The sequence below is a fragment of the Agathobacter ruminis genome, assembly GCF_002735305.1.
Lineage (GTDB): Bacteria > Bacillota > Clostridia > Lachnospirales > Lachnospiraceae > Roseburia > Roseburia ruminis.
In genome coordinates this window covers 12,892-33,173 of sequence record NZ_PDYG01000014.1, presented here as the reverse complement: position 1 = coordinate 33,173, position 20,282 = coordinate 12,892, and the positions used below count along the sequence as shown (strand labels likewise).

Genomic DNA, 20,282 nt, shown 5'->3' with positions numbered 1-20,282 from the left:
CTTAGTCCTCCTTCGTATATTGCATTTCGAAGATGCCTAAGCCGTGTGCCATGACAAACAGCTTGCCGTTGCAGGATACGATTTTGGTCAATTTGGCCTTCGGATGTGCCTTCAGTCGAATCAGGGTATCGGTATCCGCCACCCCATCATATCCAAAGGTCAGGGCATGAATGCCGTATTCCTTGAGCGACAGGTAGACACGATTGCCCTCTGTCTTGATGCCGACGCGGCCGGAGGATTTGTTTCCGAGACCGTCCATACGCCACCCGTCGATGACTACCGGCAGATCCCGCTGCGTGATATCATAGACCAGCAGTCCATAGCCGCTGCCATATCCCGGTGCGCCTTCGTATCCGCGCGCAGAGGTTACATCATCATGCTGGGTTGCCACATAAAGCTTCTCATCTTTGGCTTCCATCGTGCCAACCACTCCGGCTGTGGTGATGCGTCCCATATAATACGGATGTGACGGATCTGCAACCGCATAAATCAGAATACGGCTTCCCGCTGAAATATATAAATAATCATCCACACAGACTGCTGACTGCAATGCAAAATCATACTGTTCCTGCAATGCGGATAGTCTGGTCAGCGTGCTGCCTTCTCTTGAAAAGATTTCGAGTCCGGCTTCCCCTTCGACTGCAAACCACAGATTGCCCGCGATGGTCAGCTCGTTGACCGCGCCTTTGAAATGATAACCGCCGAGCTCTGCAATTGCACCGTTCTTCGTCGATACGGTTGCAACACCGCTTTCAAGCAGAGCAATCAATTCGCTGTTTTTGCTGTCATATTGTAATTGCAGGACAGGATTCGACATGGTAGCCACGAGTTGCGGTTTGCTCTTTTGTGTCGCGGCATCATAGGCATAAATCGATTTGTCCGTCGCATAATAGAGTGTCGTGCCGGCAGCAACCATATCGGTTGCCAGTTCGCACAAAGACTGCTCCTGCGTCAAAGAAGCATTTTTGACTTTTGCATTCGGATGAAATGCACCCTGCTTCAGCGCAGACACATCTGTCCCATCTACTAATTTAATAACCTGAAAATCCGAAATCACCGGCATCGATTGGTCATTGGACCAGCTCATATAAAGCTCCGTGACCGGCTCTGACAGATTCAGGTAAAAATAATATTCCATCTCCTCATTGGAGAGAATACAGGTCTTCTTTTGATTTCCAATCAGCACCTTCAGGGCACCACCGCTGTGTACCGTCTCATCTCCGGTATGTCCCTGCAGATGAATATAATAATCACCCGGTTCAAGTGCAACCTGTGGCTGACAGACAATGGACGCCTCCGTCTGTAAAGAGGAGCGTCCGTTTGTGCCATCGAGATCATCTGTTTTGACACAGACACTGCCATATCCGGACAGCTTCGGTGCCCCGCCTGCCTGTGCAACAACAATATGATCCCCTTTGAGATTCAAAAATGTGGATACAAACCGGTCTCTGCCGACAAAGACAATGGTTACCACAATGAGTGTCGTCACCAGCAGTACCAGCTCGAACCAGATTTTATGCAATTGTTGCTTTTTTTGCTTATTATCTTCTTGCAAATTCACTCTTTCCTTCCAGAATGGTACCGATGGTCTGCATCATGACAGTCCAGTCGAGACCCTTTTCTTTCAGTTGCGCCGCATTGTCACGGCGCTTCAGGTTCATTTTTTCAGTAATTTCTTTTGCCCATTCCTCAGCCGGCGCATCCAATGCGATGCTGTAGGCACTTGCTGTCGCAAGTGTCTCTTCCGCAAAGGTATCCGCAATCAGAAGCGGCAGTCCGTTTGCCTGTGCTTCCATTGCAACCAGACAGAGGCCTTCATGCAGACTCGGCATCACCATGACATCCATGGCATTATAATAATCGGCAACCTGTTTGGTTACACCAAAGAAGTTGACGCATTCTTTCAGATTCTTTTCATATACCAGGTCGCGAATCTCTGCTTCCAGCTCTCCTTCTCCGATCAAAAGGAGTCTCGCATCCTCGCGCAGACGATGCAGAGCTTCGAATACTTCGATTAACTTGCGATGGTTTTTTTGCTCCGTAAAGCGGCCGACATGACCGACCACAAACTGCTTCTCCCAGCCGAGCTCTTTGCGGATGTCTTCGCGCTTTTTCTCGTCATACGAGAATGTTGAAATATCCGGTCCGTTTAAGATGGTCACGACGGAACGACCGTCGTAAGCATAATCTGCCACCAGCTGCGATACCGCAATCTTGACATCCACGCTCCTGTTGAAGCGCTTCTTCAGGAACCGGCTCAGCCTCGGGAAGTCGGATTTGGAATTATGACAATGTGTCACCACAAGTTTCGCGCCCGCTTTCCTGGCCGGACTGGCCTCGAAATACATCATCGGGCTGTTGCCGTGGATATAGACTACATCATAGTCTCCCTCCTCGACCAGGTCTCTGATTTCGCGCTGATAGCGAAACAGACTCTTCTTGGGCGGCAGCGTGACACAATGAAGTCTTGAATCATTGAGCAATGCCGTTCCGATTTCGTTGCCATAGCCAAACCGGCTGGCAACCGTAAAATCCATTTCATCCCCAAAACATTTCAGCACGTCCATTTCAATTTTTGTTAATCCGTCATTTAAGAATGGCGTTGTAGCAATTAACAGAACTTTCCGTCGATCGCGCATGAAGTCACCTCCACAATCTTTTGATAGCTGGTCTTGCGGTCAAACCTGGTTTCGGCAAGCTGACGCGCATTGCGACCTGCAAGTACTGCAGCGTTTTGATCCTGATAATACTCCAAAATTGCTTCTTTTAACGGTTCCGGTTTGCCCGGCTCCACATTGATTCCGAATTGATATTTGTCTACCAGCCGGCAGAAAACCGGATTCTCAAGTGTATTGATCATCGGCTTGCCCGAAGCAAGGTAATCGCCGACTTTGTTTACGATACTTTGCGGTGCCCCTTTGACAAATGAGTTGATCACCACATCACTGTTTGCCAATGCGGCTGCCATGCGCGGGTATGCGGTAAAGCCCCAGAAATGCACATATTCCATATGCTGTTCTTTTACATAGGCTTCGAGCATCTCCTTCTCGGATCCGGTACCCAGTATCTGCAGATGCACCTTTTTAGCGGCGCTCTCTCCCAGCGTCTGATTGCAAAGGCTGACTGCGTCGATGACATTTTTGATGTCATAGCTCGTACTGATGGAACCGGCATAGGTGAGCCAGAATTCATCGTCCGGCTTGATGACCTCCTGCTGATGAATCGCCACACCGCCGTCGAAGTCAGCCAGATTGCATCCGACATAAACCGTCTCCATCGGCAAATCGCGATGGTTGTATTGTACTGCTCGCGCGGTGTAATCCTCGGAGGTACCGATTGCGGCCACACAATTGCGGTAGGTAGTCTCGGCATCCCGCTGGAATCCGTGAAAGAGGATTTTGCGCAGTCTGTCATTCTTGACGACCATACTCATCGCCTCCGGCCACAAATCCTCGATATCGACGATGAACGGCACCTGATGTGCCTTGCAGATTTCCGATGCGACAGCCGCGACATTGTTGGCCGGGATACTGCAGTAAACCGCATCGTATTCTGTTATATGCTGATTTAAATATTGTTTCAACCGCTTGGCTACACCGCGATTGCTGATTACGCGCTGTACACCGACATTTTTCTTGTACGGTTTGGTCTCGATAAAGGTGATTGCAAACGGATAATTCTGTTGCATAATCTGTGTCGTATTGCGCTTTGCTTTTTTGAAATGCTGAAAGTCGGTTGTGATGACTTCCACTTCATAACCGCTGTTTACAAAGGTCTGCGCGATCTGAAAGAAACGCGACGGCCCGGATTCCACCGGGAACCACATATATCCCATCGAGATAATACATACTTTTTTTGCTTTCATATTTTCTACCACTGTTTTGTTCCCTTAATTGGATTTGTGTCTGCGCAGTCGAAGCATGAAGGTAAACATGCGATCCGACACATGCAGCCGATTGAGCTTTTTAAAAATTTCATATTTCGGTAGAATACGCTGGTACAGCGACTCCGATGCGTTACGCACTTCCTGCGTCAGGTTCTCTGCCGCATTGCGATAAATGCGCTTATCCTTGCTGCGGATCAGCATCACGCGATAGATGTCAGTCAAAAACTTTGACATCTTATGTTCCCAAAAGGCGTATGCGCCATCCGGACAATCAATCAGATTCGGCTCAAAGGCAAGCATCCGGCGTTCCACCGTCAGGAAATGATCGAGTCGCTTAAGCATGCTGGCGCTTGATACACTCTGGTTCACATCACCGATGCGATATTCATACAACGGCAGATCCAGTACACGCAATGTCTGTGCTCTGCAAAGTGGAATTGTCGAATATTCCTGATCCTCATAAAAGACATGCTCCGGCATATCATAATGCTGGTTGCGATAAAAATCAGTCCGGTATGTCAGGCCGTGAAAGGTCATGCAATTCGTACAATACGGGCCGTCCATCAGCTCCTCTAAACTGTATACGGTCTGCTCCTGCGAAGGTGGTGCGACGGCGATGGTCTTGACCGTAGCCGGGCTGGTGCTGATATCATGCGTGCGATAGCTTTGAATCAGCGCATCAACCGGTGGCTCCTGTTCGAGGATCTGCATGGTCTGCATCAGTGCATCCGTATCCACCCAGTCATCTGCGTCAATCACTTTGAAATAGCGTCCTCTGGCGGCCTTGACACCGGCATTGATGCCGGAACCGTGTCCGCCGTTTTGTTTGTTTAAAATGCAAAAAGTCCCCGGATAGCGGTCGACATATTGCTGTGCCACCTCGGCGGAGTTGTCGCTTGAGCCATCGTTGACCACGATGACCTCCAGCTTCTCCATCCACTCAGCAGGCAAAATCATTGATGTAAGCCCTTTATCCAGAAACTTCTGTGCATTGTAAGTTGGTAAAATTAAAGTTAAAATTTTCATGTTTTATTTAAGAGCAGTCGTTTGATTGCTGTCAATTCCCTCTGTATTTTCTTTTTGGAACAAAATCTTGATGGTCAAAAGAATAATCTTGATATCAAGCCATACGGAGTAGTTTTCGATATATGTTAAATCAAGCTTTACTTTGTCGTATGGTGTCGTATTATACTTCCCAAAAACCTGTGCATATCCGGTCAGTCCTGCTTTGACTTTTAATCGGAATTTGAATTCCGGCACGGACTCCGTATACTGGTCGGTTGTCATCTTCCACTCTGGTCTCGGACCGACGAAAGACATTTCTCCAATCAAAATATTAAACAACTGTGGCAGCTCGTCAAAATGAATATTGCGGATAATCTTGCCGATCGGGGTGACGCGGTCATCATCCTTCATCGTGATATGCGCTTCGTCATCCGGCTTTGCCACCTTCATACTGCGGAATTTCAAAATCTTAAAAATCTTGCCGTCCCTTGTCAGGCGCTCCTGCGTATAAAAGACCGGTCCGCGGTCATACAGCTTGATGCATAATGCAATCAGGAGCATAAACGGAGAGGCAATGACAATTCCCACAAGGGAAATCACAATGTCCATGATACGCTTGACGAAGCGCTGGTCGATGGTCAGTCCCTGATTGCGGAAGAGATACAGCGGTGTGTCAAACAAATGAATGTCATCTGCAGCGCGGAACATAATATCCGAAATCTTCGGCGTACAGTAAACACGGATGCCCCGCTCATAACAGAATTTGAGCAAATCATTGCGCACCTCGCCCGGCAGGTCGTTTAAGACCACGGCCTGAAATTTTTGGATTTCCTTGCAGATTTCCACGAATCCCAATTCACGGTAGCTGATGGTCGCGCAGATGTTGTATTTGTCTCTGCGACCGTTGATCTTGGCAATCAGATCACTCGGGGAGTAATCACCGTATACCAATATCATCTGGCGCGGAGGGTACATGGATTTGTATACTTTACGGACAATCAGATTCCAAAGAATCGAAAAGCAAATCTCGATTCCCGCCACATCGGCAAGCGGAATGGCATCGACATAATCACGCCATACCAGACACAGCTCGAAATAAGCGACCACATTGGCCATTACGAGAGCGAGCACACAGGAGAGAATGATGTCTCCTACACGCACATATCCGACGCGGTAGCCACCAAGCACCTTTGTAAAGAAGAATACAATCAGCACATACAGGCCGATGATTGCCCAGTTTCCTCGACGGAAGAACGGCACGATTGGGTTCTCACTCACCCAGTTTGCATAATAATTGTACCAAACAATCGCAAACATCACGCCGTGAAATCCCAGCGTGATGAGATTTGCCACAAAATTCAGCAAATGCTTATATTGTTCTTTCATGATTTGTTACCTTTCTATTCTCCGAGGCCGCTCTCGATATATGCGACAAGGGCACTGAGTGCAATCTCTTCGTCCTCTCCGTCACAGCAGAGAGTGATGGTTGTCCCGCTCTTGATGCAGGCGCCAAGTACGGATAACACGCTCTTGGCATTGGCGGAGTTGTCTCCGTCATATTCAAATGTGACTTTGCATTTAAATTTCATTGCCTCTTTGCAGAGGTTTCCTGCCGGGCGCAAATGCAATCCGGTTGGATTTGATATTTTTACATCTTGCTTTACCATGTTCCAAAAATCTCCTTAGAGTATATTATTCTGTCGTGTTTCCGTCATTTTCGGAATCACCCTGATTGTCACTGTTGTCCGGATCGTCACCGTTTTGCTTCTCTTTTAATGTGAAGGTGACGGTCGCTTTGGCAATCTTGTAATCGCTGTCAAGGTCAAAACTGATGGTCGCCGTATGCGGGCCTGCAGTCATGCCGTCAACATTGATGGTACCGGACAACATCGCAGCTGTCAGATTGGCCAGATCGGAGCTCTTGCCGCTTACCTTGACCGTGATGGTCGCATCGGTAAAGGCCATTTCCAGGTTCGGATCGAGTCCGGTCACTGTCAGATCTGCGGTGTTGATTGTAAATTCTTTTTCTTCATATTCCTCGATTTCGACGGTTACGGTAATCTGTGCCTGGGACGGCTGTACGAGCGATACGCCTTCCGGCAGATATTCCGAAATGTCGACCGTCGTCGAGAAGCTGGCGGATGCGCCATCCACATTGAGTACCTCACCCGGCACTTCGATTGCGCTGACCAGATTCAAGGCTGCTGCTGAGCCCTGGATTTCCACTTCGTTTACATTCTGCTGAATACCGATGACATTCAAATCATCTGCAGGTGTCCCTGTGGTATTGAACTTCACAGGAACGGTCTTGGTATTCATAATCTCGACTTCCACGGATACGCGGGAGCTTGAGAATGTCAGTTTGCTTGCGTCAATCTTGTTTCCTTCCGAATCATATACTTCCGGAATCGCGTTATCGCGGATGGTATCCATACCCTGTCCGCCCAGTCCGCTGACATCGATGATGGCTTTGCAGCTGGCGATTTCATTGACCACGCTGGCCGGTCCCGATACCGTCATCATCGTCGGGGTAACCACATGCGCATGCTCACTGTTGGTCGCATAGCCTTCCGCAGGTGTTCCTGTGACTTCCGCTTCCACCTTAAATGTCTGCTTCACATAATCCTCGATAGACAGATGAATGACCGCACTGGTCGAATTGAATGTCAAAAGTGAATTGCTGCGACTGCTCATGAATTCAAGCGAAACGGTCGCACTCTTGCGGTCCTTTGCCAGCTCTGCACGGCTTAAGTCTGCCGTTGCGGTGATATCGGAGTCATCGATATTCTGGATGACACTTCGCTTGCCGGTGATGGCCACCTTGACGCTCGTGCCGTCAATGACTTCGTAATACAATTTCTGATTTAGCAATGACTCTCCGTTTTCGATTTTGACGGAGGCCGTAAATGTCTTGGTCACATTCGGGTCGTCGATGTTATAAACGACGAGCCAGAGGATAAAGGCCAGAAACAGCGCCAGAATCTTGTACCAGATATTATTCGTCAGAGTTCTTAGAATTTTCTTTCCCATTCTTTTTCCTCCTCTTGAATAATTCAAATCCGCGCGCTTCATAATTGTGGCTCTGCAGGAAGGTCAGCTTCGCGCGAAGGAAATCCTGCTCAATGTCATGGTAAATGGCACCATGATAAGCGAGCGATACCTTTCCGGTTTCCTCTGAGACTATGATGGTCATGGAATCGCTTGCTTCGCTGATACCGATTGCCGCACGATGGCGGGTTCCCAGATCCTTGCTGATGGAGACGCTGTCCGAAAGCGGCAGATAACAGGTCGCCGCAAGCACGCGGTCTCCGCGCACAATGACCGCACCGTCATGGAGCGGTGTGTTCTTTTCAAATATATTGATCAACAATTGACTCGTCAAAAGTGCATCCACATCGATTCCGGTGCGAATGTATTCCGTCAAAAGGATTTCGTCTTCGATTACAATCAAAGCACCTGTCTTTTCTTTGCCCATGGCATAGCTGGCGCGGATCAGTTCATCGATGGTCTTGTCGGTGAATTTGGCGCGTTCTTCACGGCTCATGTCAAAGATGCGTCCGAAGAGCTTTCGGTTGCCGAGGCTCTCAAGTGCTTTGCGCAGTTCCGGCTGGAAAATAACTACGAGTGCGATCAAACCAACCGATAAGGTATTCTGTGCAATCCACAGAATCGTATTCATCTGGAAGATGGCCGCAATCAGTACAAAAGCGAGAATCACAAGGATACCCTTAAACAGATTCCATGCGCGGGTCGTCTTGATCCAGATCAAAAAATGATAGACGAGGAAGGCGATAATCAGCATCTCGATGACGTCAATCACACTGATGTCAATATCCGGCACGCCGACAAAGAGCGATGCTTTTTCCAAAAAACTATTCAACAGACCATGCAGTTTTGTGAGCATGTATGCCTTTCCTCCTTTCTGATTTCATTTTGTTCTTTTTGTTGTTCTTTTTGTTGTTCTTTTTTATTTGAGCAGGTCCTCATCAATATCGAGTTCCTGTGCAAGTGCTTTGCGGTCGAGTACCGTCGTATCGCCGGTCGGCGTCTGTGAAACACGAGGCATACGGCCTGTATTTCCAAATTGTTTGATTTGCTTTTCCTTGGCTGCCACCGTGCGCTTTGGAATCGCAGTCACATGATAATAATATTCATCATCTTCGTATTGCACGCGCTCCACTCTCTCATAGTCGAGATTCATGCAGAAGAACTGCAATACCGTTCCGATTGCACCACCGAGCACACTGCCGATGATCAGCATCAGAATATCAGGTGCCACAGACAGCGCAAGGCTGACTACGACATAAACAACAATCTGTATAATCAGACCCGCAAATAAAGCGATGGTCCATGCATAATCGATTTTCAGACGACGCACAAAGAAAATGACCAGTGTACTAAGCACCAGTGCCGCAAGCACTGCATACATTTCTTTGTTGTCGGCAAGAAGACCAACCAATACTTTCAGTCTCTCCGAGCTGGTCGCTCCGCTGACCGGTGCAAGCACGGTCGACGCATTCTGACGCACTCCGTCGAGGAAGTAATATACGACGGTTCCGCATGCGATTGACAGCGCACTGTAAACCGGACGAAGGAGTCCTCCGACCGCCGGAAGCACATATGGGATTCCAAAGCGTGCGAGAATCGGGGTGAGCAATGCTACCACATTGTCCTTCGGACAAAAACGGAAATAAATGAGATAGATTGCCAAAAACAATGCTGCACCGACAAGAGCCACTTCGATGGAAAGGGCATACAGATTCAGCAGCACCACCAGTGCTCCGACCCACAATGTCGCCGACATTGGAAGCAGGCAGCAAATCAATGCGAGCACCAGGCTGATCGGCAGCGAACCGATTCTGTCCATATAGCCGACGCCGTTTTTGATTACAAGCAGCATCACCAGCGCAAGTATAAATTTCAGTCCCATATTGATATAGGAGTCAAACTTCGCATAAATACGAATCAGCGAGTCCTTCATTTCAAGTAATTTGGTCATAAATCCTCCTACTTATCTTTCTCATCCTTAGCATAGAGCTTATTGAGCTTTTTCAAATGATTGCGATAAATCTTGACCTTATGCTTCTGCTTTTCATAGCGCAGGGCATAAATCACATAAGTGATGATGAGATAAACCGAGATGAATGCCAGATAAATTGCGACAAATTGCATGGCGAATACCTCATAGTCTATTTTATTCACTTCGATCATCAGCCGGTCCAGATCACTACACAGCATCAAAAAAGTCACAGCCATAAAAAAAATGGTGCCGGAAAAGAAACTTTTCAACAACTCCTTGGAGATATAATCACCGCGATAAAAAACACGATGGTTCTCGAGTGTTTTTCCTTCTTTCCGGTCCAATAATGCAAGCTGATATTGTTCTTTGATTCGTTCTTCGTTGAGCATAAAATCGTCTCCCAAAGCATAGTTGTACATTCTTATGAATTATACCATACCTAGCGTCTTTTGCAAACACTACGCATCCCGGAATGGGCGAAGCAGGGTGCCAAAGTAGATGGCACTGGCGATGATGACAATCATCGGGCCTGTGGCCACATTGGTAAAGTAGCTGACAAAGAGACCCACAATGCCGGAAAACATCGCAAAGATGACCGCATACGCACTGTAGGAACGCGCATTCTGCGACACATTGCGGGCTGAGGCCGCCGGCAGAATGAGAAGTGCATTGATAATCAGGATACCGACCCATTTGATGGAAACTGTCACAATGACTGCTACGAGCACGGAAAACAGACTCTCCAACAAGTAGACGCGAATGTGACGGCTTCTGGCCAGAATCGGGCTGACTGCAATGGCACTGATGGCATTATAACAAATCAGATAAAATATAATCGTGATGATAAAAACGACAAACAGCCCTGTTACTTCAGGCATTGTTATGCTAAGCACATCGCCGACAAGGATGCCGGAGTACTGGCTGAAGCTGCCACCGCGCGACAAAATTGCAAGTCCGATGGCGATGGCACAGCTGGAGAACACCGAGATGACGGTGTCGGTGGAGGCAAATGCTTTCGCATTGATCCAGTTGAGCAGCAGCGCAAATACGATGGCGAACAGAATCATCGAAAGGGTCGTGTCATGCATTCCGCAGATGACACCGACTGCGATGCCCGTCAGGGCGCTGTGTCCGAGCGCATCCGAGAAATACGCCATCTTTTTGTTGACAATCATCGTACCAAGCAATCCGAACAATGGCGTGATGATCAGGATGGCCAAAAATGCCATCCGCATAAAGGAGTAGTCAAACATTGTCAGAATATCCATGTCTATTTCGTACCTCCTTTGCCGTGATAACTTGCATCATATGGTTTGTACTCGACAATTGGACGGCTGTGTGTCTCATGGGCAACGGTCTGTGCTCCGCCTGCATGCTCGCCAAAGATTGCGATGAATTCCGGGCGCGCATAGAGCTCATGCGGTGTGCCGGATGCAAGGACGGTCTTGTCGAGCAGGACCACCTGATCCGCATATTTGCGTACATAATCCATATCATGCGAAATCAGAATGATTGCAAGATCGTATTGTTCTTTGATGCGGGTGATGGTCTTGTAAAACAGATCCATTCCCGTCTGGTCTACACCGGATACCGGCTCATCCAGCAAAAGCAGATGCGGTTCATCCATAAAAGCCATCGACAGCAGTACGCGCTGCATCTGGCCTCCGGAAAGATTGCAGACCTGACGGTCGATCAAGTCCTCTGCTTCGAATACTGCCAGCGCTTCTTTGATCTGCTGATACAGGTTTCGCCGCTTTGCCAAAAAAATCGGGAAGCGGAACTGATAGCTCGCGATGAGATCATAGACCGAGAGCGGCGTATTTTTATCTACATTTAATTTTTGCGGAACATATCCGATTTTAAGTTTTTCCATGTGGCCGTCTTTCGTATCTCGAAATTCGATATTGCCGGTGTAAGGCACATCTCCGAGCAGTGCCCGCACGAGTGTGGACTTGCCCGCGCCATTCTTGCCGACAATGGCCATCAGTGAATTGCAGTGGACATGCAGATTGACATCCTCAAGTACGACCTGTTCACCGAACGATACGCCGAGATGATTCACTTTGATACAATGAAAGCCACAGGCTTTGATGATTTTTTTCATTCGTTTACCTCTTGAATAATCAATTGCAGATTCTTTTGCATTTCAACCAGATAATAGTCGGCCGGGTCGCCCTCATAATCCCCTGCTCTGGTAAGAGGATTCAGATAAAAGACGATTGCGTTGGTCTCCTCTTCCGCGGTTTTGCCCATATCACTGCCGTACGTAGCCTCTGCCAGGATAAAACGCGTTCCGGTACCGTGAATCATATCCAATGTCTCTGCCACTTCACCGGCAGACAGCTGCCGCTCCTCATCGAGGTCGAGGCAGTATTTCACATCCCACCCAAGCTCGTTTGCCAGATATGCAAAGGCTTCATGGAATATCACAACCGGTACCCGTGCTTCATTCAGCTGTTTTTTCAATTGTTCTTCTGTCAAGGACAGCTGCGCCAGTTTGGTATCATAGACTTGTGCGTTTGCCATATATTCCTTCGCATGATCCGAATCGACCTTTGCGAGTTCCTCCGCCACATACTGCACCATCATGCGATAGTTTGTGACACTCATCCACGCATGGGCATTCAGGCTATGATCATCTTCTTCCGAAATTAAATCAAGTTTTGATGTTGCGGTAATGATGTTCAAATCCGTGTATTCCTCCTGTACATCAGGGAGAAAGGATTCGATTCCGCCACCGTTGACCAAAAAGATATCCGCCGTCGAAAGCAGTCGCATATCTTCCGGTGTCATCTGATAGTCGTGCAGACAGCCGGTCTGTGGCTCACTCATATTGACCACCTGCACTTCTTGCACATCTTTTGTCAGATTCAAGGCAAGAGTATAAAGCGGATAAAAAGAGGTTACGATCGAAACAGTTGCGTCCTCTTTGTCTGTTGTTTTTTGCTCCATATGCACATAAAGTGCTGTCAGGCCAACCGATAGAATCAGGATTACGGTCAGCATCAAAGCCACATAAGTTCTGGTTTTCATTCTTCTATTTCCCTTTTCCTATTTACGCTTGTTTGGATTCTTGCCAAGCGCCTTATGCTTGGCCGCCTTCTTTGCCTGGTGCTTTTGCGCTGTCTTTTTTGCAACCGGATGACCGGTCTTTTTCCAGCGTTCTTTCTTTGGCGCATATTCTTCGCCACGTGCCTGCGCATCAGCGATTGCTTTTTGCTCTGCCACCTGCTTCTCATGTGCGATTCTTGCCTGTTGCTGCGCGCGGGTCTCCTCCTCAAGCGGAGCACCGAATGCGAGGGTCTCCATGAGACGCCAGATTTCTTCCGTGCCCTGCTTTGTCTGTGCGGAAAACGGCAGGATCACGGTATCTTCCTTCGTGCCCAGCACTTTGCGCATGCGCGCAATATTGCGGTCAAGCTCGCCACGCGAAATCTTGTCCATTTTGGTTGCAATGATGACCGGTGAATAGCCCTGTTCGAGCATCCACTGATACATTAGGCAGTCGTTGTCGGACGGCTCATGGCGCACATCAATCAGCAAAAATACTGCAAGCAGCTGCTTGGATGTATGCAGATAGCGCTCAATCATCTTGCCCCACTGCGCCTTGATCTCGACGCTTGCGGTCGCATAGCCATAGCCCGGCAAATCGACCAGATACATGGTCTGATTGATATTATAAAAATTGATGGTCTGCGTCTTTCCCGGCTGGGAAGAGGTACGCGCGAGACCTTTGCGGTTTAAAAGTGTATTGATCAGTGATGATTTACCGACATTCGATTTGCCCGCAAAAGCAATCTCCGGATAATCGGTATCCGGGATTTCACTTGTAATGCCACAAACGATTTCAAGATCAGCACTTCTGATTATCATAAAAATTTTCCTTTCCAATAAAACAGTTTATCGAGAAACCATACGCGCACAGATACCGCGAATGCTTCGGATGCCGCCAAGCAAAAGCTCGTCGCGCAGAAGCAACAGCATCAGACCGTATACGACCACTCCGGTTGCAATCAAAATTGTGGAGCCGAACGCTCCCGGAGCAAGAAAGCTGCCTTCTGCCAAAAGCACTGCAAACATCACACAGGCGGCAATGATATATTTCCATCCACATGTCAGAATCCGCTTCACCGAAAGTTCTTTGCGTGCGAGATAAAGCTGTGCAGATGTAATCACACATTCCGCAATCACGGATGCAATTGCAGCCCCGAGCGAAAACGCATATGGAATTAAAGCCAAGTTTAACAACAGATTCACAACAGCACCGATGCAGACCGTACGCGTCACATACCATTCCCGCTTGGTGGTCATGAAATACTGAATTCCCGTCACATTGCTCAGTCCGATCAATGGAATCAGGAAACATAATATCTTTAACAGGATTGCCACTTTGTCATATCCCGGACCGTAAAAGACCGGAACAAAGTGGTCTGCCACACCGAAGAGGCCAAAGGCCAGCGGCAGGCTGAGGAGCCATACAAACCGATACACGCGGTAGAGCAGTTCTTTCATCTCTTCCTCTTTGTGGTTTGCATAGAGCGCACCGACGCGCGGAATCATGACGGCCTCAAGTGCGGTCACGAGTGTCAGTGCCGTTTTGGACAATTTCATCGACTGCTCATAATAACCGTTTTCTGCTTTCGTATCAGTAAACAGTCCAATCATTGTCTTATCAAAAATCGTATAGATACTGGTCGCAATTGTCGGGACAAACAAAAGCAATGTGCCCGGCAGATGACGCAGGGGATGCAGATTTTTCCAGTCCGGCCGATCGACATACTTCGGCAGATAAACCCAGATAGACCAGTTGCCGAGGCATTCGATACCGACCATACCAAGTACATATAGATAAAGGTCGGATGGTTTGCGCACAAATATCAATGTAAAAGCTACATTTAATATCCTGAAAATAATATTGCGGATGACGACTCTTCGGATTTCCTCGAGTCCCTGAAAGAACCATACGATATTGCTTGCCGCCGACACAAAGGTGATGGCCTGAATCAAATACAGCATGAAATAACGCGTTTGAAATGCCGTAAAGATTCCGTATACAACCAGGACTGCAATCACGCTGAATACACTTAAGAATTCGATTTCCCAGAATGTCTGTGAATATGCCTTGCGATCGTTTTGCACATACGAGATTTCCCGATTGCCGTAGATCAAGGTACCAAGTGCCGCAAACAGTGCAAAGATGGCCACAACAGACTGCGTATAGCTGTAGTCTCCGATCCGTTCTGCACCCAGGACGCGGGACAGATATGGTGTCGTAATCAGTGGCGTCAATACTGCCAGAATCTGGTAGCTGACATTGTATATATAATTACGTTTTAAGTTCGTAGTCTTTTGCAATTTTCAATCCCCTAAACCAACAAGGTGGTACGCAAAGCGTACCACCCGTATTTCCCGTTTTCGCTCAAACTATTTCACTTCAAGCTTGGTTTTGCCACCCATATATGGCTGCAATGCAACCGGAATATTGACACTTCCGTCTGCATTTAAGTTGTTCTCGAGGAATGCAATCAGCATACGAGGAGGAGCAACTACGGTATTATTCAAGGTGTGTGCGAAATATTTATTTCCGTCTGCACCCTTTACGCGGATTTTGAGGCGGCGTGCCTGTGCATCGCCAAGGTTTGAACAGCTTCCAACCTCAAAGTATTTCTGCTGGCGCGGAGACCATGCTTCGACATCACAGGATTTTACTTTCAAATCTGCGAGATCACCGGAACAACACTCAAGTGTGCGCACAGGGATATCCAGGCTGCGGAACAAATCTACGGTGTTCTTCCAAAGGATGTCATAATATTTCTTGGATTCTTCCGGCTTACATACAACGATCATTTCCTGCTTTTCGAACTGGTGAATACGATATACACCACGCTCTTCGATGCCGTGTGCGCCCTTCTCCTTGCGGAAGCATGGAGAATAGCTGGTCAGTGTGTACGGAAGCTTCTCTTCGTCATTGATGGTATCGATGAACTTACCGATCATGGAATGCTCGGAAGTACCGATCAGATAAAGGTCTTCGCCCTCAATCTTGTACATCATGGCATCCATCTCTTCAAAGCTCATAACGCCGGTCACGACGTTGGAACGAATCATATAAGGTGGAATGCAATAGGTGAATCCTCTGTCAATCATGAAATCTCTTGCATAAGAAATGACTGCGGAATGCAATCTTGCGATGTCACCCATCAGATAATAGAATCCGTTTCCTGCTACTTTTCCGGCTGCGTCCAGATCGATTCCGTTGAATTTTTCCATAATCTCGGTATGATATGGAATCTCAAAGTCCGGCACAACCGGCTCACCGAATTTTTCAATCTCGACATTGCAGCTGTCGTCCGGACCAATCGGTACGGATGGATCGATGATGTTTGGAATCTTCATCATGATTTCGGTTACCTTCTCGGAGAGTTCAGCCTCCATCGGCTCCAACTCTTTCAGACGGTTTGAAATCTCAGCCACTTCTTTCTTTACGGCTTCTGCCTCATCCTTCTTTCCCTGTCCCATGAGCTTTCCGATTTCCTTGGAAACGGTATTTTTCTTGGCACGAAGGTCGTCTGCCTCCTGCTGTGCAGCACGTGCTTTCTTGTCGAGCTCGATGACTTCGTCTACGAGACCAAGCTTATGCTCCTGGAATTTTTTCTTGATGTTTTCTTTTACTACATCCGGATTTTCTCTTAGAAATTTAATGTCGATCATAATTTGTTCAACCTCTTATCCTTTTTATTCTTATTATTTTATTCAAAGCGAAGCGGATATTTGTCGGTCAGTTCCTTGATGATGGCTCTTGCCTGAGGAACTGCGCTTTCGCCCTGATTGATCAGCATTGCGATTGCTTCCGCAACCTGATCGAAGTCGTCTTCCTTGAGACCTCTTGTGGTTGCTGCCGGTGTACCGAGGCGGATACCGCTGGTCACGAACGGCTTCTGCGGGTCATTCGGAATGGTATTTTTGTTTGCTGTAATATGTGACTCATCAAGGAGCTTTTCAACTTCCTTACCGGTCAGATTCTGTGGTGTCAGGTCGATTAACATCAGGTGGTTGTCTGTACCTCCGGATACAATCTTGACGCCACGCTTCATCAATCCGTTTGCGAGTGCCTGTGCATTCTTGATAATCTGCTGCTGATATTCTTTGAATTCCGGCTTTAATGCCTCTTCAAAGCAGATGGCTTTTGCAGCTACCACATGCATCAGCGGTCCTCCCTGTATGCCTGGGAAAATTGCCTTGTTGAGTTTGTACTGGTCTGCGATTTCCTGAGAAGCGAGGATCATACCGCCTCTTGGTCCGCGCAGAGTCTTGTGTGTGGTTGTGGTCACGATATGTGCATATGGGATTGGACTTGGGTGCAATCCTGCAGCCACGAGTCCTGCGATATGTGCCATATCCACCCAAAGCAGTGCATCTACCTTGTCCGCAATCTCACGGAAGCGCTTGAAATCGATGATTCTTGCATATGCGGATGCACCTGCGATAATCATCTTTGGCTTGCATTCGAGTGCGATGCGCTCTACTTCATCATAATCGATGAAACCTTCATCATTGACTCCGTAAGGCACGATATTGAAATAGGTACCGGAGAAGTTCACCGGCGAGCCGTGTGTCAAATGTCCGCCGTGGTCTAAGTTCATGCCCATTACGGTATCGCCCGGCTTCAATACGGCAAACTGTACTGCCATATTGGCCTGCGCTCCGGAATGAGGCTGTACATTTACATATTCGCAACCGAACAGTTTCTTTGCGCGTTCTCTTGCAAGGTCTTCAATCACATCGACATGTTCGCATCCGCCATAATAACGATGTGCCGGATAGCCTTCCGCATACTTGTTGGTAAGAATACTTCCCATTGCAGACATCACTGCCGGGCTTACCCAGTTCTCGGAAGCAATCAATTCAATGTGCGAGTTCTGACGGTTGAATTCATCGGTGATAGCAGCTGCGATTTCCGGATCGACAGCTTTGATATCATCATAAGTGTACATGGTTTCTCCTCCTGGTTCTTGATAAAAAAATACTTGTTACTTATATGCACGATAAGCTATCCACGAAATTCGCGGATAGCCTTCGCAACAATCTGTGTTCTCTTAAGACTCTTTGATTCGGTTCTTTCCGAGGCGGCACTTCATGATGTACCACAGCTCGGTTGCAATAAAGATTGATGAGTAAGAACCGCAAACCATACCTACCAGCAACGGAAGTGCAAATTCGCGAATGCTTGATACACCCATGATATACAGAAGTAAAATCATGATGATGGTGGTAATTGAGGTATTGATGGTTCTTGACAGAGTCTGTGTCAGGGACTTGTTTGCGACCTCAGCAAGTTCACCGCGGGTAATGCGGCTGCGTCCCTTCATATTTTCACGAATACGGTCAAAGATGACAATGGTATCATTGATTGAGTATCCGACAATGGTCAGCATACATGCAATAAAAGTATTGCCGACAGAAATACGGATCAATGCATATGCAGTCAATACTACAAGTACATCGTGTACCAGTGCGATGATTGCACTGCTTGCGAAACGCAGATCCTTGAAACGGAACCAGATGTAAAGAAGCATGAAGATACATGCCACTACAACCGCGAGGATTGCATCCTTACGCATTTCGTTTGAAATGGTGGAAGAAATACTCTGGCTCTCGATTGATGACTCATCTGCCTTGAATTTGTCAACGAGCATCTTGCCCATTTCCTGACTCTCGTCAGAAGTCAATGTACGGGTCTTAAATACAACCTTGGTACCGTTGTCTACGGTGTTGGCCTGTACATTTGCATCACCTGTGATTTCACGGATAGAAGGAACAACCTTATCTTCGAGTTCTTCTACGGTATATTCTTCGCCCATATCTACAGTAGTAGAAGTACCGCCGACAAACTCAAGACCAAAGTTCAAAATGCCCTTATGGTTTGCAGAATATGCTGCCATTCCGACGAAGCCGGCAACAATCACTGCGATGGAAATTCCAAAGTATACAAAGCGATGCTTGATGAAGTTGAGTGTCTTTCTCTCTTTTGCACGACCATATAATTTTTCGTTCTTGCAGCCGAGTGTGTACAGACTGTACATTACCCATCTTGCCACAACAAGTGCGGTAAACATGGATGCAAGGATAGAAATCATAAGGGTGTATGCGAAACCTTTGACAGTACCACTGCCGAGCAGCATCAATACAAGTGCTGCGATAAAGGTGGTAACATTTCCGTCGAGGATTGCGGAGAAGGCCTTGTTGTAACCTTCCTTGATTGCAACCTTCACACTCTTACCGTTTGCGATTTCTTCGCGAATACGGGCAAAGGTGATGACATTCGCATCGACCGCCATACCGATACCGAGGATGATACCTGCGATACCAGGCAGCGTTAATGTGATTTCAAATGCCTGAATCAATGATACAACGATTGCAACATAGCAAGCCAGAGCAACAGATGCTGCCACACCGGAGATGCCATACATCACAATCATAAAGAGCATAATCAGGATGATACCGATGATTGCCGCTTTCAGAGAAGTAGAAAGTGCTGCGCTACCAAGCTGTGCACCTACTACGGATGACTCAAGCTCCTCGAGCTCGAGTGTAATTGCACCAACACGAATGAAGGTTGCAAGGTTCTCTGCTGCTTCATAGGATTCCATACCGGTAATCTGACAGGTACCGCCGCTGATTCCGCCCTTCTGGCTTACGGTCGGTGCGCTGATGAAATGATCATCATAGTAAATACCGATTGCTTCGTTCTTTTCATATGCTTCCTTGGTGACTTCATACCAGGTATCTGCAGCTTCATCGGTCAGAGTCAACTGTACAATTGCCTTTGCCTTTCCGCTGTCTCCGCTGTCATATCCTGCTTTTGCATCGACAACAGCCTTACCGTCCAATACAACAGATCCGTTTTCTGTCAGCTTGTCGATGGTCACACCGTCAGACAAAACTGTCTGTCCCTGTGCATTTCTGGTGAAGTTGGTATTGCCCTCTGAGTCGGTCTGGGAAATGAAATACAAAGAACCAGGCTTTCCTAACTCTTCGAGTACTTCATACGGATCGTCCGCACCCGGAATCTCGACAGTGATACGTCCTTCTCCGGACTGGTATACCGAATACTCAGTGGTATATGAGGATGCACGCTCTTCGAGCTTTGCTTTTGTATCCTCAACATCTGTCTGTGAATAATCTTCGGTCACGATCTGATAGGTAATGGATACACCACCTGACAAATCAAGGCCTAACGAAATGGAATTTTTGCCATCCTTTCCTGTATCGCGAATGACATTGTATGCAAAGAACCCTACAAGGGCAAGGCACACAAGTACAACCGCGAGGATTACGGCACTTCTGCTCTTTTTCATTTTTTGTAAAATC

The 20,282-nt window shown here is 47.5% G+C and carries 18 protein-coding genes; all 18 read right to left on the bottom strand.

Translation table 11 applies throughout. From position 1 onward, the window contains the following. Position 1: 1 nt before the first annotated feature. Positions 2-1,561 (bottom strand): LVIVD repeat-containing protein, encoded by a 1,560-nt coding sequence (locus tag CSX02_RS04045; RefSeq protein WP_099385732.1) that lies wholly within the window; start codon positions 1,559-1,561, stop codon positions 2-4. Then, a complete protein-coding gene (locus CSX02_RS04040; protein WP_099385731.1) occupies positions 1,542-2,639 on the bottom strand; it encodes a glycosyltransferase in 1,098 nt (365 codons plus the stop codon). Before CSX02_RS04040 ends, CSX02_RS04045 begins: the two co-directional genes overlap by 20 nt. Continuing rightward, a complete protein-coding gene (locus tag CSX02_RS04035) occupies positions 2,612-3,865 on the bottom strand; it encodes a glycosyltransferase family 4 protein (RefSeq protein WP_143248128.1) in 1,254 nt (417 codons plus the stop codon). Before CSX02_RS04035 ends, CSX02_RS04040 begins: the two co-directional genes overlap by 28 nt. Before the next feature lie 24 nt (positions 3,866-3,889). Further along, positions 3,890-4,912: a glycosyltransferase family 2 protein gene (locus tag CSX02_RS04030; protein ID WP_099385729.1), complete on the bottom strand. Its 1,023-nt coding sequence runs from the start codon at positions 4,910-4,912 to the stop codon at positions 3,890-3,892. Positions 4,913-4,915: 3 nt separating this feature from the next. Further along, complete coding sequence (locus tag CSX02_RS04025) at positions 4,916-6,277, bottom strand: exopolysaccharide biosynthesis polyprenyl glycosylphosphotransferase (protein ID WP_031544552.1); 1,362 nt, start codon at positions 6,275-6,277, stop codon at positions 4,916-4,918. A 14-nt stretch (positions 6,278-6,291) separates the two neighbouring features. Further along, positions 6,292-6,558 (bottom strand): HPr family phosphocarrier protein, encoded by a 267-nt coding sequence (locus CSX02_RS04020; protein WP_031544549.1) that lies wholly within the window; start codon positions 6,556-6,558, stop codon positions 6,292-6,294. 25 nt (positions 6,559-6,583) lie between these two features. Further along, positions 6,584-7,921, bottom strand: coding sequence for a CdaR family protein (locus CSX02_RS04015; protein WP_189281330.1), 1,338 nt, complete (start codon positions 7,919-7,921; stop codon positions 6,584-6,586). Next, positions 7,887-8,795, bottom strand: coding sequence for a diadenylate cyclase CdaA (gene cdaA, locus CSX02_RS04010; RefSeq protein ID WP_099385727.1), 909 nt, complete (start codon positions 8,793-8,795; stop codon positions 7,887-7,889). The genes CSX02_RS04015 and cdaA overlap by 35 nt, the downstream gene beginning before the upstream one ends. A 63-nt stretch (positions 8,796-8,858) precedes the next feature. Further along, on the bottom strand, positions 8,859-9,890 hold the full coding sequence (locus CSX02_RS04005) for a hypothetical protein (RefSeq protein ID WP_099385726.1): 1,032 nt from the start codon (positions 9,888-9,890) through the stop codon (positions 8,859-8,861). 8 nt (positions 9,891-9,898) lie between these two features. After that, positions 9,899-10,330 carry a hypothetical protein gene (locus CSX02_RS04000; protein ID WP_207653747.1) on the bottom strand — a complete coding sequence of 144 codons (432 nt, stop codon included), beginning with the start codon at positions 10,328-10,330 and terminating at the stop codon, positions 9,899-9,901. A gap of 39 nt (positions 10,331-10,369) precedes the next feature. Then, a complete protein-coding gene (locus tag CSX02_RS03995; RefSeq protein WP_099385725.1) occupies positions 10,370-11,179 on the bottom strand; it encodes a metal ABC transporter permease in 810 nt (269 codons plus the stop codon). A 2-nt stretch (positions 11,180-11,181) separates the two neighbouring features. After that, a complete protein-coding gene (locus tag CSX02_RS03990; RefSeq protein ID WP_099385724.1) occupies positions 11,182-12,015 on the bottom strand; it encodes a metal ABC transporter ATP-binding protein in 834 nt (277 codons plus the stop codon). After that, positions 12,012-12,944, bottom strand: a complete 933-nt coding sequence (locus CSX02_RS03985; protein WP_099385723.1) for a metal ABC transporter substrate-binding protein — start codon at positions 12,942-12,944, stop codon at positions 12,012-12,014. The genes CSX02_RS03990 and CSX02_RS03985 overlap by 4 nt, the downstream gene beginning before the upstream one ends. An 18-nt stretch (positions 12,945-12,962) precedes the next feature. Beyond that, on the bottom strand, positions 12,963-13,784 hold the full coding sequence (gene yihA, locus CSX02_RS03980) for a ribosome biogenesis GTP-binding protein YihA/YsxC (protein ID WP_099385722.1): 822 nt from the start codon (positions 13,782-13,784) through the stop codon (positions 12,963-12,965). Between the two features lie 27 nt (positions 13,785-13,811). Further along, positions 13,812-15,266, bottom strand: coding sequence for a flippase (locus tag CSX02_RS03975; protein ID WP_099385721.1), 1,455 nt, complete (start codon positions 15,264-15,266; stop codon positions 13,812-13,814). Between the two features lie 69 nt (positions 15,267-15,335). Beyond that, entirely contained in the window at positions 15,336-16,622 is a 1,287-nt protein-coding gene (gene serS, locus CSX02_RS03970; RefSeq protein ID WP_099385720.1) for a serine--tRNA ligase, read from the bottom strand. A 38-nt stretch (positions 16,623-16,660) separates the two neighbouring features. Further along, a complete protein-coding gene (glyA, locus tag CSX02_RS03965) occupies positions 16,661-17,905 on the bottom strand; it encodes a serine hydroxymethyltransferase (RefSeq protein WP_099385719.1) in 1,245 nt (414 codons plus the stop codon). A 102-nt stretch (positions 17,906-18,007) separates the two neighbouring features. Then, positions 18,008-20,269, bottom strand: coding sequence for a protein translocase subunit SecD (gene secD / locus CSX02_RS03960; RefSeq protein WP_099385718.1), 2,262 nt, complete (start codon positions 20,267-20,269; stop codon positions 18,008-18,010). Positions 20,270-20,282 lie beyond the last annotated feature (13 nt).

Coding starts and splice junctions, on each gene's coding strand:
- CSX02_RS04040 (WP_099385731.1), bottom strand. CDS start 2,639: ATGCGCGATCGACGGAAAGTTCTGTTAATTGCTACAACGCCATTCTTA.
- CSX02_RS04035 (WP_143248128.1), bottom strand. CDS start 3,865: ATGAAAGCAAAAAAAGTATGTATTATCTCGATGGGATATATGTGGTTC.
- CSX02_RS04030 (WP_099385729.1), bottom strand. CDS start 4,912: ATGAAAATTTTAACTTTAATTTTACCAACTTACAATGCACAGAAGTTT.
- CSX02_RS04025 (WP_031544552.1), bottom strand. CDS start 6,277: ATGAAAGAACAATATAAGCATTTGCTGAATTTTGTGGCAAATCTCATC.
- CSX02_RS04020 (WP_031544549.1), bottom strand. CDS start 6,558: ATGGTAAAGCAAGATGTAAAAATATCAAATCCAACCGGATTGCATTTG.
- CSX02_RS04015 (WP_189281330.1), bottom strand. CDS start 7,921: ATGGGAAAGAAAATTCTAAGAACTCTGACGAATAATATCTGGTACAAG.
- cdaA (WP_099385727.1), bottom strand. CDS start 8,795: ATGCTCACAAAACTGCATGGTCTGTTGAATAGTTTTTTGGAAAAAGCA.
- CSX02_RS04005 (WP_099385726.1), bottom strand. CDS start 9,890: ATGACCAAATTACTTGAAATGAAGGACTCGCTGATTCGTATTTATGCG.
- CSX02_RS04000 (WP_207653747.1), bottom strand. CDS start 10,330: ATGTACAACTATGCTTTGGGAGACGATTTTATGCTCAACGAAGAACGA.
- CSX02_RS03995 (WP_099385725.1), bottom strand. CDS start 11,179: ATGGATATTCTGACAATGTTTGACTACTCCTTTATGCGGATGGCATTT.
- CSX02_RS03990 (WP_099385724.1), bottom strand. CDS start 12,015: ATGAAAAAAATCATCAAAGCCTGTGGCTTTCATTGTATCAAAGTGAAT.
- CSX02_RS03985 (WP_099385723.1), bottom strand. CDS start 12,944: ATGAAAACCAGAACTTATGTGGCTTTGATGCTGACCGTAATCCTGATT.
- yihA (WP_099385722.1), bottom strand. CDS start 13,784: ATGATAATCAGAAGTGCTGATCTTGAAATCGTTTGTGGCATTACAAGT.
- serS (WP_099385720.1), bottom strand. CDS start 16,622: ATGATCGACATTAAATTTCTAAGAGAAAATCCGGATGTAGTAAAAGAA.
- glyA (WP_099385719.1), bottom strand. CDS start 17,905: ATGTACACTTATGATGATATCAAAGCTGTCGATCCGGAAATCGCAGCT.
- secD (WP_099385718.1), bottom strand. CDS start 20,269: ATGAAAAAGAGCAGAAGTGCCGTAATCCTCGCGGTTGTACTTGTGTGC.